The sequence below is a fragment of the Pseudomonas sp. MH10 genome (assembly GCF_034353045.1).
Taxonomy (GTDB): Bacteria; Pseudomonadota; Gammaproteobacteria; order Pseudomonadales; family Pseudomonadaceae; genus Aquipseudomonas.
This window is the reverse complement of record NZ_CP133783.1, coordinates 1,398,587-1,416,055: the sequence shown is the minus strand read 5'-3', so window position 1 is coordinate 1,416,055 and position 17,469 is coordinate 1,398,587. Positions and strand designations below refer to the sequence as shown.

Below are 17,469 nucleotides of genomic sequence, written 5' to 3'. Positions count from 1 at the left end.
TTAAGCTGCTGAGGCTAATGCAACGTCCCGGAAAATTGTCGGAGCGTTGACGCTTGGACAGATCAGTAGCGGGGGCGACGAGACAAACTAATGGTCAGCGCCAACCCAGCCACTGAAAGCAGGGCGGCCGCGAGGAATATCATCGAATAGCCAAACCCCAGTGCAATGCTGCCCATCACCGGCCCGGCGATGGCCAGTGCCAAATCGAAAAACACCGCATAGGCACTCAAACCTGCGCCACGACTGGAGTTTGGTACCTGCTTAATCGCCTCGACGCCTAATGCCGGGTAAACCAACGACAGGCCGAAACCGGTCAAACCCGCGCCAATCAACGCGAACTGGGTGCTGGGTGAGACCCACAGCATGACCAATCCAGCGGTTTCGACCAGCATGCAGGCGATGGCTGCGTTGAAGCCGCCAAAGCGCTTGATAGCGTTGATGAAAATCAGCCGCGACAGGATGAAGCAGATCCCGAAGACCGTCAGGCAGTACGCGGCGCCTTTCCAGCCTCTGCTCAAGTAAAACAGGGTGATGAAGGTGGTCAGGGTGCCATAGCCGATAGACGCCAGCGTCAGGCTCACGCCAAACGGGGCAACGCGGCCGAACACTGCCCAGAACGGCATCCGTTCGCCTCTGACGACAGGCACTGAGGGCTTGTTACGAATCAACGCCAAGGCGAGTAACGAGATGATCAGCAGCGCAACGCCGAGGCTGACGAAGCCCAGTCCGTCGACCATGACCACCCCAATTGGAGCGCCAATGGCGATGGCGCCATAGGATGCAATGCCGTTCCAGGAAATTGCTCGGCCGGTGTGCTCGGTACCAACTTGGCCAATGCACCAACTGATGGTGCCGACGCCGATCAATCCTTGGGCCACCCCGAGAAACAGGCGCGCGATAATGAGAATCGTCAGGCTCAGGTCGGGCAGGCTTTCAAGCAGCGTGGCCACTAGGGTCATTACGCCACTGATAACAATTCCGGACAGGCCATAAATGATCGCGCGCTTGGTGCCAATGCTGTCTGCCACACGGCCCGCAAGCGGGCGGCTGAGCAACGTCGCCAAATATTGCGAGCCCACGGCAAGCCCCGCAATGACAGCACTGAAACCTAGCTGGTCGTGTACGTACCCCGGAATCACAGCAATCGGTAAGCCGATGCACAGAAAGGCTACGAAGGTATAAAACACAATGGAGACGATCTGCAGGGTGATCGCCATGGAACTTGGGGGTGTGACCGGGGAGGGTGCAGGTTGTGCGGCAGACATGTGGCTCATTCGCTGGTAGGCGGTTGGAGACCGACATGATGGCGTGGGCCGAGCGTAAAAGGAAGCTGGCTAACGATTGTTTTGCGCTTGCCACAGACTCCTGGTCGATCCGTACACAACCTGTAATAGGAGCCAACCTGTTGGCGAAGCGTCTTACCTGATACACCGCAATAAGCCGCTTCGCCAACAAGTTGGCTACAGAGAGTGCCAGACCAAAAAAAGCCCCGTCATCAGGACAGGGCTTTTTTCATGGTCATCAAATCAGAACACAACACCTTGGCTACGCAGGTAGTCATCGTAAGTGCCGCTGAAGTCGACGACGCCGCTTGGGCTCAGCTCAATGATGCGGGTAGCCAATGACGATACGAACTCGCGGTCATGGCTGACGAAAATCAAGGTGCCTGGGTAGTTTTCCAGTGCAAGGTTCAACGCCTCGATGGATTCCATGTCCAAGTGGTTGGTCGGTTCGTCCATGATCAATACGTTCGGCCGCTGCAGGATCAGCTTGCCGAACAGCATGCGACCTTGCTCACCACCGGAGATCACTTTGACCGATTTGAGGATTTCGTCGTTGGAGAACAGCATGCGGCCCAAGGTGCCGCGAACGATTTGCTCGCCGCCCTGAGTCCAACGGCCCATCCAGTCGAACAGGTTGGATTCGTCTTCGAAATCAGACGCGTGATCCTGGGCGTAGTAGCCCAGTTCAGCCGCGTCAGTCCATTTAACAGTACCGGCGTCCGGCGACAGCTCGTTGACCAAGGTGCGCAGCAGAGTAGTTTTGCCGATACCGTTCGGGCCGATGATCGCTACGCGCTCGCCTGCTTCAACCACAAAGCTGAAGTCCTTGAACAGTGGCTTGCCATCGAAACCTTTGGCCATGCGCTCGACGATGACCGCCTGACGGTGCAGCTTTTTGTTCTGTTCGAAACGAATGAACGGGCTGACTCGGCTTGAAGGCTTGACCTCGGCCAAGTGGATCTTGTCGATCTGCTTGGCACGTGAGCTGGCCTGCTTGGATTTCGAGGCGTTGGCCGAGAAGCGGCTGACGAACGATTGCAGTTCGTTGATTTGTGCTTTCTTCTTGGCGTTGTCCGACAGCAGTTGCTCGCGGGACTGGGTCGCCACGGTCATGTATTCGTCGTAGTTGCCTGGGAACAGACGCAGCTCACCGTAATCAAGGTCGGCCATGTGCGTGCAGACACTGTTCAGGAAGTGCCTATCGTGGGAAATGATGACCATGGTGCTGTTGCGCTGGGTCAGGATGTTTTCCAGCCAGCGGATGGTGTTGATGTCCAAGTGGTTGGTCGGTTCGTCGAGCAACAGCACTTCTGGATTGGAGAACAACGCCTGCGCCAGCAACACGCGCAGTTTCCAGCCCGGCGAGACTTCGCTCATCGGGCCGAAGTGCTGGTCGATGCCGATACCCAGGCCCAACAGCAATTCACCGGCGCGGGATTCGGCGGTGTAGCCGTCCATTTCGGCGAACTCGGTTTCCAGCTCAGCGACGGCCATGCCATCAGCTTCGGTCATGTCCGGCAGCGAATAAATACGATCGCGCTCGGCCTTGACCTTCCACAGCTCTTCGTGACCCATGATCACGGTATCGATCACGGTGAATTCTTCGTAAGCGAACTGGTCCTGGCGCAATTTACCCAGACGCACGTTCGGCTCCAGCATCACCTGCCCACCCGAAGGCTCCAGGTCGCCACCCATGATCTTCATGAAGGTGGACTTGCCGCAGCCGTTAGCGCCGATCAGGCCGTAACGGTTGCCGCCGCCAAACTTGACCGAAACGTTCTCGAACAAGGGTTTGGCACCGAATTGCATGGTGATGTTAGCTGTGGAGATCAAAAGTGTGTCCTGCAAGGTAGCAAAGGCATAAAGGCTTGAGGGCCCGGCACAATGGCGTTGGGCGTCAACCCAAAACAGCCAAAAAGCGCACGGCCAAGGCAGGTTGAACGCAGAACGCGCAACCCAAAATCAGTCAGTGCGGCTTTAAAGGGGCGTAATAGTAACACTTGGCGCGCGGAAGGGCAGCCGGAGAGTTGGATCTGGATCTGGATTGAGCGTTTGCGCCGGGCTACAGCACGTTATGCCCGCTGCGGCGTAAAAAGACGCAAGACAAGCGGCATCGTTAACCCATATTGTTGGAATTAGAGCACGCGCAATTGGTTGGAAAAATCGTTCATGTTGTTAGCGAAATGATCGGTCGCGATGAGCGAAATACGCATGCAGGGTGAAAATATGAGTAGCGAATTTTCAAGTACCAAAGCTGAGCCTCTGCGTATTCCACGCGCGATCTGGGCGTTGGGCTTTGTTAGCTTATTCATGGATCTATCGTCTGAGCTGGTACACAGTTTGTTGCCCGTATTTTTGGTCACTACATTGGGGGCGAGTGCATTAACCGTCGGGGTAATCGAAGGGGTAGCAGAGTCGACCGCCATGCTCGTCAAGATATTCTCTGGCGCTATCAGCGACTTTATCGGTCGGCGCAAAGGATTGCTGCTGGTCGGATATGGTTTAGCCGCTCTGACTAAACCACTTTTTCCTTTGGCTCACTCGGTAGATGTGGTCTTTACAGCCCGCTTTCTGGATCGCATCGGCAAAGGCATTCGCGGGGCACCACGAGATGCTCTGGTCGCGGATGTGTCGCCACCGGAGATCCGTGGCGCCTGCTTTGGACTGCGGCAGTCGATGGATACCGTAGGGGCTTTTCTTGGGCCCGCCCTGGCCATTGTGTTGATGCTATGGCTCGCAGATATCCAGCGTGTGCTGTGGTTTGCAGTGATCCCGGCAGCAATAGCGGTGATGCTCATTGTGGCCGGTGTAAAAGAGCCCACACACGCCTCCAGCGAACACAAATACCGATCTCCAATTCATTGGCGAGTCCTTCGCGATTTTTCCACGGGGTATTGGTGGGTTGTCGTCGTTGGGGGGTTGTTTACACTTGCCCGGTTCAGTGAAGCGTTTCTTGTTTTACGTGCGCAGCAGATGGGCTTGTCTGTCACCTGGATTCCGCTGGTGATGGTGGTAATGGCTCTTTTCTATACGTTGTCCGCTTACCCTGCCGGCTGGTTATCTGATCGTATCAGTCGCACGAAACTGCTCTGTGTGGGTATGGGACTACTCGTCCTGGCGGATCTGGTTCTTGCTCAGTCCAGCTCTGTCATCACGATGCTGCTGGGCGTTGCCTTGTGGGGGCTTCATATGGGATTCAGCCAAGGCATTCTTGCCTCGCTGGTGGCAGATAAAGCGCCTGGAAAACTCAAGGGCACCGCCTTCGGCATTTTCAATCTAGTTAGCGGCGTATGCATGCTGATCGCCAGCGTTCTTGCCGGCTGGCTATGGCAAAGCATTGGATCAGACAGCACGTTCCTCATGGGGGCATTGCTTGCCGCAATAGCTCTGCTCTTACTGTTAATTAAGAAACAATAATGCCTCAGGCAAAGATTGGAAGAGTTTCGATCTGTTCGAGCAACTCACCGGTTGAACAGAGCGTGTCAGTAATGGGTAGGCCCTGCATGGCGAGCTAGCAGGACTTTGCCATCCCAATCCTCATCTGCCATCTCTGGGATGCGAGGAAGGAGTCGCCCATCCTCAAAAGTAGTAGTTAGCGTGCCCCGTGGTGCGTTCACATCCTGCTGTGTCGACGTCAACGTGAAGAGGGATAGGGGATGATAGAAACGCTCCTCGACAACTGAGCCCATCCACAGCGGTGAAGTACGCCCGTTCGTGAGCTCGAAATCGACGACCCACACTCGAAGCACTAGGCGCGAGCTGGTCAGTGCGCCACCACTATTCGTTCGAACGAGCGTCAGACTGGGGAGTCGGCCACTAGCGAAAAGTGGAATAACCGGAAGAGCTGCCGGGTCGTTCTGGACGGAAAGCCAATTCAGGGTATTCAACAGTGTCCAGTCCGCTGAGTCGCGCCACCCGTTACGCTGCAGGACATCTTGCAACTCCGGCAGACCACCGGCCCACTGGAACGTCAGTGGTTCATTTGTCTCGCCCGTCAGATCGATACGCCGTACCGGCAGTTGCTGCCAACCCGACGCCAACCAATCGGTGGCGGCCATGGATGGAGTTACTACTTTGACAGCATAGCGGTCGCTGTCGGTGGCATGGCTACGATAGATATTGAATCCTCCGACGAAAATCAGTGCTGAACATCCAGCGGCGAGCAGGCCCTTTGGCCCAATGTGTCCGACTTGGCGCTTCAGGTAGGACAGTCCGAGCAGTGCCAGCCACGCCGACCCGAATGCCAGTCCTCCGAGCACGTCGGAAAACCAATGCGCACCGAGGTAGAGGCGCGAAAACGCAATCAGAAATATCAGAGTTGCTGCGCCGAGAACGACCACGAAGCGCCATGCTGGGCGGATCTCACGCGCGATGAGGAAGGCGAGGAAGCCGTAGAGCACGACATTGACCGTGCTATGGCCGCTAGGGAAGGAAAATGCACTCCAGCCGGAGTAGAGAAGCTCGCCGGGTCGAGCTCGATGCAACGCCACTTTGATGACCGAGTTGAGTGCTGAAGCGCCGGCAATCGCAATCAGCCAATAGGCAGCTGTACGCCAGGAGCGTTTCCACATGAGCCACAGCAAGACAATCAGCGTTACCGCAACCACGACCGTGGTGTCGCCGAGTTCTGTAATGGCGATCATCACCATATCGCCTGGCACTGTACGAAGCTCCTGAAGCGCGTGGTATATCGCGCTGTCTGCGAGCAGCAATGGGTCACCGGTGACGACATCTTCAAGGATGCCAAAGAAGAGCCAGGCTGCACCGACGAGTAGCACCGCCGACACTGCGAGAGTCCGTACTTCGGGCCGTGAAGGATCTAGTAAATGGGAGAGTCTGCGGCTCAACCAGGTGTCATGGGTGCCGGCCCAGTACCGCAGCCGCCCAAGTGCGCCGATGAAGTATGGGACTCCGCGTCGCAACGTCCAACGCATGATATGCAGGAGCGTCCAGCCCGCCACGAGTAGAACGACCAGCAGAATCGCAAGCGGTTTTGCAGCGGCTCCGAGAATGCTGAACGTTGCGCCTACGAGAACACCTGACAGGATATGCGACGAAGCCCACGCAATCGCCGAGGCTATATTGACGGCATAAAACCGACTGACTGCCATTCCCATCATGCCAGCTAAGAGCGGGACGAAGGCGCGGACTCCCGGTACAAAGCGCGCAAGAAAAACACTCTTAGCCCCGTGACGCTCGAAAAAAGACTCGCTGCTTTGAATCAGTTCCGGGTGGCGGTTCAAGGGCCAGAAACCTAGAATCTCACGGTGGTATCGATGCCCGAGCGAGAACGAAAGACTATCGCCCGCGATGGCACCCAACGTGGCGGCGACCAGCAACGGCCAGAGCAATAATACGCCACTTGGCACCAAGGCACTGAGCGCGAGGATCACGGCAGTGCCTGGAACGACGGCACCGATGATCGGGATTGACTCGGAAAGTGCCAGAAGAAACACCGCCAGATAGGCAACATGCGGATGCGCCGTGAGGAAATCGATGACCGATGAGACCAGGGACGTCATCATGCATGGGCTGCCTATGTAGTACCGGTGATGAAGCAATCAAGATGCGCCTCTTCCCTAGAGGTCACACAACCGTTATGACGCAGTTGCCACGTCAGCGGGGAACTCTTCTACGCGCTTTTCAAAGCGTCCAAAATGCAACGCCAGGGTCGGTAACACCAACAGATTGAGTGCGGTCGAAGTCACCAACCCACCCAGGATAACGATAGCCATAGGCCCTTCGATTTCATTACCCGCTGCCCCACTGGCGAGCGCCAGCGGTAGTAATCCCAGCGCGGTCACCACGGCTGTCATCAAGATCGGCACCAGTCGTTCGGCAGCACCTCTTCGAGCGGCTTCCGGGCCCCATGTCATACCTTCTTCATTCACCAGGTTTGAGTAATGCGAGACGAGCATGATGGAGTTGCGCAGCGTGATCCCAAACAGGGTGACAAACCCGACAAGCGATCCCAATGACAAGTTTCCACCGCACACCAACACGGTCACTACACCGCCTACTAAGGCGAAAGGCAGATTCACGAGGACTAAGACCAACGCACGCATACTTTTGAGGGCGAGAAACAAAAGCAGCACAATCCCAATGATCGCTGCAGCTGTGTAAACCAGTAAGTCCTGTTGTGATTGCGCACGTGCTTGTTCCTCACCAGCAAACAAAACATAGGTTCCCTTGGGGAGAGCTACCTCCTTGTTTATTAACCGTTGAGCCTCCTGAACGAAGTCGCTCACCGCACGGCCATGTACGGCGGTCGAGACGGTTTGCAGGCGTTGGCCACCGCTGTGCATGATTTGGTAACGACTGGTGGTTTGAGTGATCAAGGCCAGTTGATCAAGCGGCACCGTTGTTCCGGTTTTGTTGCGTAGCAGCAGTGACCCAACTGTTGCGATGCTGTGATGGGCCGTGGGAGTTAACGAGACGGTGACGTCATAAGTCTGGTTGCCCTGATAGATTTGGCTGGCGGTCACTCCGTCATAAGCCACTTGAATCGCCTCCATCACATCAACCGGTTCGAACCCCCAATGGGTCAATTGCTCAGGCCGCAGCCTGATGGTCAATTGCGGTACATGTTGGGCGGACTCGACTCTTAGGCCGATGGTGCCTGGGATTCGACCTATTACCTGGGCAATTTCCTGGGCTTTGCTTTCCAGCACATCCAGATCAGTGCCAAAGATATTGATAACGACCGGCGCGGTGACACCGGAGATGCTTTCGTCCACCCGTTCAGTCAGGAATGTATTCACCGACGTCGTCAGCCCTGGAAAGCTGGCCAGTACTTGTTGGATATGCGCCACGGTTTGGGTTTCCTCGGCGGCGGACAAGGTATTCAAATCCACTTCGAACTCACTGACATGGACGCCGGTGGGGTCGACCACTTCGCTGGTTCGCCCTGCGCGTTGCGCTACCAGTCGCACGCCGGGAACTGTGCTCAGCTGCTTCGCCACACGGTCACCCACGCGCATGGATTCGGTCAAAGAAGAGCCGGGAGCCAACGCCATATGGATCAGGTAATGTCCCTCCTTCAATTCCGGTATGAAGTTACCGCCAAAAAACGGCAGCGCGCTGGCCGCCACTGTGCAGAGAATGATGATCATCCATACGATTGAGCGAGAGTGTGATTCGACCCTGGCGAGTAATTTCAGGTAGCGGGTCTTCAGTCGCTGGACCAACTTTGGCTCGTCCGATTGGAGTGGCTTAGTGGTCAACAACATAAACGTGAGTGCGGGTGTGACCGTTAGGGCCACCACAAGGGAGGCCAAAATCGCGAGGATATAGGCGAGCCCTAAGGGCGCGAACAGTTTCCCGGCGATCCCTGACAGTGCCAGTACGGGTAGGAAAATCAGCGCAACAACAAGGGTGGCATACACCACGGCACTGCGGACTTCGTATGAGGCGCGTAATACCACCAATGCCGGAGAAATGGGATGCTCCAGCGCTTGATTTTGGCGCAGTCGACGGAAAATGTTCTCCACGTCGACCACGGCATCGTCCACCACCTCTCCCAAGGCAATGGCCAAGCCGCCCAAGGTCATGGTGTTGAGGCTCACACCCAAGTGATGGAGCACGATCACCGCCGTTAACAAGGACAGCGGAATCGCCGTAGCCGAGATGATTGCAGTACGGATATTGAGCAAGAACAGAAACAGCACCAAGACAACTAACACGCCTCCCAATAGCAGTGCTGTCTGCAAGTGACCAATCGCGGTTTCGATAAACCTGGCGGGGCGGAAGATATCCGGATGTAGGCTTACCTGTTCTGCATCCAGCGCAGGTTTCAAACTCTTCAGGGTGCTTTCCACATGACTGGAAACGTTCATCATGTCGGCGCCGTATTGGCTTTCCACCATCAGCGACACCGCTGGCTTACCGTCGATAGCTGCCGCGCCCACCGCAGGAGCAGCCCCATAGGCTACCGAGGCGACGTCGCCCAGGCGCACGGCGATACCCTTCTGATAGTTGAGCACCGTTTGCGCCAACTGCGCTGGTGTAACGGTTTGACCCTCGGTATTCAAGACAATGCGCTGGTTTTCGGTTTCCAGAAAACCCGCGCCTCTAATCCCCGTTGCGCGCTGAGCAGCACTCAATACGTCTTGAAGAGAGAGACCGTATTGCACCAGTTTTTTTGCATCTGCCTGAATCTGAAACTGCTTTAGATCACCGCCGAACACGATCACATCTGCCACGCCCGGCACGCGCAACAATTGCGGCTTGATCGTCCACTCGGCCAGTGTACGCATCTCCATCAGCGAACGGGTGTCAGAGGTGATACCCGCAACCAGGGTGACGCTGGTCGATGACGTTAATGGCAATAGCGCGGGCGTTTTGACCCCGTGCGGGAGAGTACCGGTGAGCGTACTGACCCGCTCCGCAGCCAGTTGTCTGGCTCGGTAAATGTCAGCCCCATTCTTGAAGGTCAGCGTTACCATGGATAGACCAGGTAACGATTTGGATCGCATGCTCGCCAGTCCCAGGGTGCCACCCATTGCATTTTCGATCGGCTGGGTGACCAGCATTTCAACCTGTTCGGACGACAACCCCGGGGCTTGGGTTTGGATCACCGCCAGCGGTGGCGCGAACTCGGGGAAAACATCTTGCCGGGCGTAAGTCAGGGTGTAGATGCCATAACCTGCCAGCAGACAAGCGAGGGCGACAACGACCCCACGGAAGCGGACAGCGAAGCGGATAATTGAATTCAGCATGATGTATTCGCTGCCGTCTGGTTAGTCGTCACATTCGGGGTCTTTGCAGGCCGATGCTGTGATGGGTGGACGCTGTTCTTCGGATAACAGCAGTTGCGCACCCTGCACCACGACCCGATCACCGGACTCAAACCCGGTGCTGACCAGGTATCCATTGTTGTAGGGGGTTTGCTCTGCGACAGGTCTTCGGGTAAAGCGGTCTTTAGCAATTTGCACATACGCCCACGGCTGTCCACCAAACCATAGGATCGCGGCCTCAGGTATGACGAGACTGGTGCTGGGGGGTGTGGGTAATGGCAGATAGGCAACCACTTTGCTACCGACTGGAAGCGTTGCCGCCGCTCGGTAAAGGTATGCACGGCCTTCAGTCGAAGGGTCGACTTGAGGCGAGACTGAAATGAGCTGAGCCGTTTCCCGATGCTCGCTGGACTCAACTGAGATCAGTTCAGGAGCGACTAAATCAACCCCGAGGGGAAGAACAATGCGCAAAAGCATGTCCTCGCGGCTCAACAACTTTTGCAGTTGAGGGGCGTCCTGCGCTCCGATCATGTTTGCCAAGGGCGCACCAAATTGTTGGCGCGCGTTGTTGTGTAACGACCGTATGCTGGCATCAGCAGCCTGTAACTTTGCCTTATCTGCACTCCATGTGACTTGCGAGGCTTGCAGCACTTTCAAGGACACGCTCTGGTTCGCTTTGTACAGTGAGGCGTTGCGCTCGTATTCCTGACCAGAAGCCGTAGCGGCAGAGTGTGCTGTTGCTGAGTCTGCTTGAGCGATTGAGTAACGAGTGTTTAGATCATTGAGCCCTTGCACACCAAGCACACTCCCGTAAGTAAGACGTTCCACTTGATGCTTGGACGCAGTGATCGGCTCACTCTGGATGCCACTGATTGTCTGGGTCGCTTCGTCCAGCGTGACGATAGTTAAACCTCCTTCGGTAGTGACCCTAGATGGAAGGGGTGCGACCGGAGTGGCTGGCGTGACGGGCATGGCTTGATAAGAGAAAAAACCTAAAGCGCCTAAGCCGACTACGGCTATCACCGCCAGGGTGATTCGTGAGGTTTTGCTACGAAAGGGTGTGTTCATTTTCGAATGACAGCCTCGGTTGACTGGGCGTGCAGTGGGATTCCATCGAGCGGTTGCTGGATGGCATTTTCAAGTTGGCTGATGGCTTGCTGGACTTGAACCACTGCATCCACGTGGGTCATTGCATCAACATTCACTGCACGGCGTGATCGCGATAGCGCCAGTCGGTCTATCGCGCCTAAATCAAAGGAATGTTGGTCCGCTTTAAATACGGCTGTTCGAGTCGTCTCTTGGGTATCAACGAGCGCCAAGCCTTGCGTGGCCAGACGATAATGCTGTAGAGCGCTGTCGGTCTGATTGATTGCTTGGTTTTGAAGTGCTTCAACGTGAATGGCGGCTTCCTTGCGGTGAGCTTCGGCCTCAGCGATAGGCCCTTCATTGCGGTTCAATAGGGGGAGCGTGATACCTGCCGGTGTAATGCTGTACTTGTTCACGCCTTGGTCGAACGAGTAGCCGAGGCCGAGTGACAGGTTTGGATATTGCCGTGCAACCTCCAGTTGCAGAGCGGCTTGGCTCGCTTCGTACTCGGCCAAGGCACCCTGAATGTCAGTGCGGTTCAGAACGGTTTGGCGGCGGGCGATCCTACCCGGGATTTCTGGAGTCAGGCTCTCGAATTCATTAAGGTCCATCTTGATGGGTTCAAGCGCCCTGACAGGAATCCCAATAGTTTGAGCAATCAGTGCTTTGGCTTCTAACATCAGCTTTTCGTCACTCGCCAAGTCGCGACGATCGTTCTGCAGAATGATCTGCTCCTGGCTCAACTCGAACGTCGAGGCCTCCCCCAATGAACGCTGCTTCTCCAGCATGCTCACTATGTTCTGCTGGATGTTGACCTGACGCCCGATAATCGCGTGGTGCCGGCCGGCAGCGTAAAGATCGAGCAACGCGATGTGAAGACGACTCCTGATTTGCCAGGTGGTTTGGCCGATATTCAGACGAGCAGCGTCTGACAGTTGTTGCGCTTGCGCTACGCGATACCCACGTTTGCCGGCAGTCTCAATCGGGATGTCGACGGCCAATCCGTAAGTCCACGGTTTTATCGGCTGATCGGTGTACTGCAGTGGCAACGACAAGGACGGATTGGGTCGTTGATTAGCCGTCTCTGTTGCCGCCTCACCGCTAGCAAACCTGGCGCGCACCGCGTCCAGCTCAGGGCTGTAATAGTAGGCTGCCAGAGTTAACTTGCTCAGATCCCAGGCGCTAGTGATTTTGGGAAGGCGCGCTGTTATGAAGCGCTGAAGCTCTGGGTTAGTCAGAGAGCGCTCTTCATAGGCCGCCATCATTTTTTGAGGTGCCAATGGATGCGGTTGATAACGCGCACAGCCGGTGAGGAGGGTTAACACCGCGATAAAACAATGTTTATGCATTTGCATTTTCTTTGAGAGCAAAGTGTCGGCGCGCGCAGCGCTTCGCGAATAGGGCATTGCCTCTCTCCCTACTGGTGAGTGTCGCGCCGGGAGGCTGGTGGAAAAACCCGTTGATATAGGCGCTCAAGGACGTCGAGCAGACGCTCGCCAAGATGCCGCCAACTCATCACCCGCGGTACTAACCAGGCGCTTACCAGCGAGACCAGCAACGACCCGGCAATATCGAGTGGAAAATGCACGCCTAAATAGACACGGGCCCAGCTGACCAACATGCCCAGCAGCAAAATCAGCACGCCAAGCTTGCGTTGCGATGCCAGCATCAGAGCCAAGGCCAGCGTGAATATCACAGTGGCGTGATCGCTGGGAAAAGAGGACTCAGGAGCGTGTTCGAGGAAGTTTTGTCCTAGCCCCAGCATGAAGGGACGAGGATGGAACCAAAGGCTGCTGATCAGCAGATTGCACCCAAGCGCGAACACGATGCTCAGCGTGGCGGTTACCGCAGCAGCTCGGTACTGGCGCTTGCCTCGCAGCCACATTCCTACCAGCAATAGCGGTACGCCGGTGATGAGCCACTGGGCCAGGAAAGTCGCAAATAGCTGCATTTCCACCGGGGAGTGCACGCTGGCGTTGATCGCCAGGAACAGAGTGCGATTGAGTTCTTCCACGAGGAGACCTCGTAAGGTGACGGGGAGGCACCGCGTTGTGATCACGGTGCGAGTGACAGGCACCATAGTGGTTGCTTCCTTAAGTCCGCCTTAAGGCTGACGATGGCAGTCTTATCGTCCTTGCAGGCCCGAGAGACTATTGCTACGCAGCGTTGATCTTGGGGCTCAGGTCGCTGGGCTGAGTTCAGAATGCTGAGAGGTCGAGCGGGAATAGAATGACTATGGCTGGACTGCATAGGCGCGTAGGCGAGAATTCGGCACACTGTGCGTCACTCCAGCGAAGCGCTGACTGATGTGAGGAGAGGGATCAGGCGATGCGAATATTACTGGCAGAAGACGACCTGATGATCGGCAGCGGCCTGCAAAAAGGCTTGCGCCAGGAAGGGAACACGGTGGATTGGGTGACTGACGGCAGGGCCGCCGTCCTTGCTTTGGAAACCACTCCCTATGCGTTGCTGCTACTCGACCTGGGACTTCCGCGCCAAGATGGCATGGAGGTGCTCAAGATTCTGCGTCAACACGACGAGACCTTACCGGTAATCATAATCACCGCCCGCGACTCGCTGCCAGATCGGGTTGCTGGCCTTGATCACGGTGCTGATGATTACCTGGTTAAACCGTTTGCCCTCGAAGAGCTGGTTGCACGCATCCGCGCCGTCAGCCGCCGTCAGTCCGGGCGCGTGCAGACCGAGCTTCGAGGAGGCCCGTTGCGCCTTGATCCGGTGCGGCATCTTCTATGGCTTCGCGATCAACCCGTTAGTCTATCGGCCAAAGAATATGCGTTACTGCACGAGCTGATGAAAGAGTCTGATGCGGTAATCTCCCGCGAGCAGCTAGAGGACCGCCTATACGGTTGGGGAGATGAAGTGGGCAGTAATGCGGTGGAAGTTCACATTCATAATCTTCGTAAAAAGCTTGGGGCGCGGGTGATCCGTACTGTTCGAGGGGTCGGTTATCACATTGGAGCGGATGCATGAGTTCACTCCGACGGCGCCTGTTGTTATGGCTACTGCCAGCCACTTTTCTGGCTGGGCTGCTGGCAAGTATCGGTACCTATTGGGGGGCTGTGCTTGAACTGGATGATTTGCTCAACGACCAAATGCGTTACCTCGCAGAACACATCAATGTGGATTCTGGTGAGCGTGTTGTCCTGACGGATACGGGCAAAAAAAACAGTCCATTCAGTGATGATAATGCTGACGAAGTGTTGCTTCAGGTTTGGAACGCAGGAGTTTTGAGTTTTACGACCGACTCCGCACTCACGCTGCCGCCACCACAACAAACTGGACTGAACGATGTTCAGGTCGGAGATCAAACCTGGCATGCGTTCGTGAGCCAGCGCGGCGATAAGTTTATCCGGGTAGCTCAAGCGCAAAATAAACGCTGGGAAGAACTCGCCGGGTTAGCCGTGCACCTACTGTGGCCATTGGTTTCACTGATTCCCTTCCTAGCCCTGTTCCTGTGGTTTGGTATCAGCTACGGGCTAAAGCCACTGCGAACAGTGGCGATAGAACTATCGGAGCGCAACGTGAACAGCCTGCAGCCTATCGCTTCGAAAGCGCTGCCTGGCGAAGTTAAACCTTTGGTCGATGCGCTCAACGATTTGCTAGAGCGCCTGGCAGATGCCTTCACTATGCAAAAGCACTTCATCGCTGATGCGGCGCACGAGTTACGTACCCCAGTAGCAGCGCTCAGTATTCAAGTGGAGTTGGCACAGCGGGCCACTTTCGATGAAGACCGTCAGATATTGTTGTCGCAGGTACAGGCTGGCGTCACGCGTCTTACTCACCTGACACAACAATTGTTGACCTTGGCTCGTTTGGAGCCTGATGCTCAATCGCCGGTCATTCAGAGGGTCGACTTATCCGCTCTATGCAAGTCAGTGATCAGTGATCAGGTTCGCAGGGCCGAAGCCTCAGGGATCGATCTCGGGCTGGTCGAGCATGCGGCATTATGCATTTTGGGAGATCCCGAAACGCTACGTATCTTGCTCAATAACCTGGTAGATAACGCCATTCGTTACGCGGGTGCTCATACAAAAATTGACTTGGCAGTGCGTAACACTGACCAAGGAATCGTGCTTGAGGTTTGCGACAACGGGCCAGGAATAAATGCAGCGGAGCGTGAGCGGGTGCTTGAGCGATTCTATCGAGGCAACAATCAAATCGGCACTGGCAGTGGGCTCGGGCTTTCAATTGTCAAAACAATTGCGGAAAAGCATGGAGCCCAAGTAGGACTTGACGCTACATCAAATGGTTCGGGGTTGCGAGTACAGATCACTTTCCTGTCTAAATCAGAAAAATATACAGGCTAGGCAATACTTGGAAAATTACCGCAAAAGGCGGGTCAAACGTTGGAATAACCCTTGACGCGGTGGCGACACTATTAAAGAGCGCAACAGAATCGGATCAGGCCTTAACGATTGCCGCCGCCAAACTTGACCGAGGCGTTCTCAAACATAGTTCAATGGGGGCTTGATCATGCTCACCATCAATATTCACGAGGCCAAGACCCATCTATCGAGATTGATAGATCTCGCCGTTAGAGGCATCCCGTTCAAGGTCTTTGCTAAAATCCCCCAAAATTCCAGTCAGGGTGACTAAGACGATGTGGGCAGAAGTTCTAGCGCGGTTTGAAAAACAGGCACCGGCGAGTGTTATGGCCAATCTGGTATTGGAGCACGCCATTTCTGCTGAGTGGATTGATCAGATCTTCGAAGAACATCGTCAGCGCCAGTACCCGCGGGAGCTTTTGTTTTCAACCATCGTTGAGCTGATGTCCCTTGTTTCATTGGGCTTACGACCGTCTTTGCATGCCGCTGCGCGGCAGATGGAAACGCTACTGGTTACCTTGGCAGCGCTCTATGACAAGGTCAGTCGTACGGAGCCCGCGCTGCTGCGAGCCTTGGTCACTGGCAGTGCAGAGCGCTTGGCTCCGACGATAAAAGAGCTGGGTTATTCGAGTATTTTGCCCGGCTGGCAACTGCGCGTCGTTGACGGCAACCACCTGCCTTCTACCGAAAAACGCTTGGGGGCTTTGCGTCGTGAACGGGGCGCGGCTCGACCAGGATTTTCAGTCGTAGTCTACAATCCCGACCTCGATCAGGTGGTCGATTTGCAGCCTTGCGAGGACGCCTACGCCAGCGAACGGGTCGGCGTGCTGCCGCTGCTGGCTAGCGCCCATGAAGGGCAGTTGTGGATGGCCGATCGACTGTATTGCACGCTGCCCGTGATGCAGGCCTGCGAGGAAGTCGGGGCTTCTTTCATTATTCGCCAGCCAAGTAAACATCCCCGACTGATTCAGGAAGGCGAATGGCAAGAACCGGTGCCCGTCAAAACCGGAACAGTGCGTGAGCAAATGATCGAACTCAAGGGCGGGCACTGCTGGCGCCGAATTGAACTGACCCTGCAAACATCTACTGACTCCGGCGACTCTGTGATGTGGTTTTGGAGCAACTTGCCCGAGTCCATCAGCGCCGAGCAGATCGCCGATTTATACCGGCGTCGCTGGAGCATAGAAAGGATGTTTCAGCGCCTTGAATCGGTGCTGGACAGTGAAATCGAAAGCCTCGGTTCTCGCCGAGCGGCGTTGCTGGGTTTTGCTTCGGCGATCTTGGCCTACAACGTGTTGGCGGTTGTGAAACGTAGCGTGGAACAGGCTCACCGCGAGACGCAGCCCGAAGGATGGGAGGCCTCGACGTTCCATTTGGCAGTGCAAGTGCGCAGCGGTTATCAGGGCATGCAGATCGCACTGCCGTCGGACTACCTATCATCTCAAAAGAGCTCGGAAACCTTGGCACAGCGCCTGATGGCGCTGGCCAGGAATATCAAGCCCAGGCAGGTTGCCAAGAGCAAACGCGGACTGAAGAAAGCCAAACCTAAGGAGTGGCTGGAGGGCAGAGCTGCGAACGCTCATGTATCGACGGATCGCGTACTCAAGGCCCACAAAAAGAAAACACCTTGAAAGGGCTGGCCGTTAGAGGGAAGCCTTTCATCATTGCGAAAGCAGGCAGCCGCTGGTTAAGTTGATGTCATTGGCGTCCCCCGAGCCAAGTGAAACGCATGGGCTTTATGGTAGGTCAAATCGTCGTTCCCGATGATTTTGACCAGATGGGTAGCGAGGAAATTGAGCACATGTTTCGACCCATTGGCAGTGAGCACGCTGTCGCCATCGACAGTCTGCCTTTGATCCATAAGGACCCGTTGATCGCATTCTCGTGGCCCAAGCCACCTTCGAGGGTATTACGCTATTAACAGTTGATGCTTTGGTTGCCCAATACCTGGTCCCGTGCAAAACGTCTAATCGTGTTTCGTAAGATGAACCCCGCCCTTTGCGGGGTTTTTCGTTTTTT

11 protein-coding genes are annotated in these 17,469 nt (G+C 55.7%); 4 read left to right on the top strand and 7 right to left on the bottom strand.

Features of this window, described 5'->3' with window-relative positions:
* Positions 1 to 62: 62 nt before the first annotated feature.
* Together RHM59_RS06340 and RHM59_RS06335 are read right to left on the bottom strand one after the other, a co-directional pair.
* Complete coding sequence (locus RHM59_RS06340; protein WP_322169414.1) at positions 63 to 1,265, bottom strand: MFS transporter; 1,203 nt, start codon at positions 1,263 to 1,265, stop codon at positions 63 to 65.
* A gap of 261 nt (positions 1,266 to 1,526) precedes the next feature.
* Positions 1,527 to 3,116, bottom strand: a complete 1,590-nt coding sequence (locus RHM59_RS06335) for an ABC-F family ATPase (protein ID WP_322169417.1) — start codon at positions 3,114 to 3,116, stop codon at positions 1,527 to 1,529.
* Positions 3,117 to 3,509: 393 nt separating this feature from the next.
* On the opposite strand from RHM59_RS06335, the gene RHM59_RS06330 reads away from it, so the two are divergent.
* Entirely contained in the window at positions 3,510 to 4,700 is a 1,191-nt protein-coding gene (locus tag RHM59_RS06330; RefSeq protein ID WP_322286676.1) for an MFS transporter, read from the top strand.
* Between the two features lie 65 nt (positions 4,701 to 4,765).
* Here RHM59_RS06330 and RHM59_RS06325 read toward each other — a convergent pair whose 3' ends face one another.
* The 5 genes from RHM59_RS06325 to RHM59_RS06305 all read right to left on the bottom strand — a co-directional run bounded on the left by RHM59_RS06325 (position 4,766) and on the right by RHM59_RS06305 (position 13,118).
* On the bottom strand, positions 4,766 to 6,808 hold the full coding sequence (locus RHM59_RS06325) for a bifunctional DedA family/phosphatase PAP2 family protein (protein ID WP_322286213.1): 2,043 nt from the start codon (positions 6,806 to 6,808) through the stop codon (positions 4,766 to 4,768).
* Between the two features lie 72 nt (positions 6,809 to 6,880).
* On the bottom strand, positions 6,881 to 10,000 hold the full coding sequence (locus tag RHM59_RS06320) for an efflux RND transporter permease subunit (protein WP_322286212.1): 3,120 nt from the start codon (positions 9,998 to 10,000) through the stop codon (positions 6,881 to 6,883).
* Positions 10,001 to 10,021: 21 nt separating this feature from the next.
* Positions 10,022 to 11,086 (bottom strand): efflux RND transporter periplasmic adaptor subunit, encoded by a 1,065-nt coding sequence (locus RHM59_RS06315; RefSeq protein WP_322183956.1) that lies wholly within the window; start codon positions 11,084 to 11,086, stop codon positions 10,022 to 10,024.
* Positions 11,083 to 12,453, bottom strand: coding sequence for a TolC family protein (locus tag RHM59_RS06310; protein WP_322286211.1), 1,371 nt, complete (start codon positions 12,451 to 12,453; stop codon positions 11,083 to 11,085). The genes RHM59_RS06315 and RHM59_RS06310 overlap by 4 nt, the downstream gene beginning before the upstream one ends.
* A 68-nt stretch (positions 12,454 to 12,521) precedes the next feature.
* Positions 12,522 to 13,118, bottom strand: coding sequence for a phosphatase PAP2 family protein (locus tag RHM59_RS06305; protein ID WP_322286210.1), 597 nt, complete (start codon positions 13,116 to 13,118; stop codon positions 12,522 to 12,524).
* 314 nt (positions 13,119 to 13,432) lie between these two features.
* Here RHM59_RS06305 and RHM59_RS06300 point away from each other — a divergent pair, with 314 nt between their 5' ends.
* The 3 genes from RHM59_RS06300 to RHM59_RS06290 all read left to right on the top strand — a co-directional run bounded on the left by RHM59_RS06300 (position 13,433) and on the right by RHM59_RS06290 (position 17,081).
* Positions 13,433 to 14,095: a response regulator gene (locus tag RHM59_RS06300; RefSeq protein ID WP_322169434.1), complete on the top strand. Its 663-nt coding sequence runs from the start codon at positions 13,433 to 13,435 to the stop codon at positions 14,093 to 14,095.
* On the top strand, positions 14,092 to 15,432 hold the full coding sequence (locus tag RHM59_RS06295) for an ATP-binding protein (RefSeq protein WP_322169436.1): 1,341 nt from the start codon (positions 14,092 to 14,094) through the stop codon (positions 15,430 to 15,432). Before RHM59_RS06300 ends, RHM59_RS06295 begins: the two co-directional genes overlap by 4 nt.
* 344 nt (positions 15,433 to 15,776) lie before the next feature.
* Complete coding sequence (locus RHM59_RS06290) at positions 15,777 to 17,081, top strand: IS4 family transposase (protein ID WP_322286209.1); 1,305 nt, start codon at positions 15,777 to 15,779, stop codon at positions 17,079 to 17,081.
* The last annotated feature ends 388 nt before the right edge of the window (positions 17,082 to 17,469 follow it).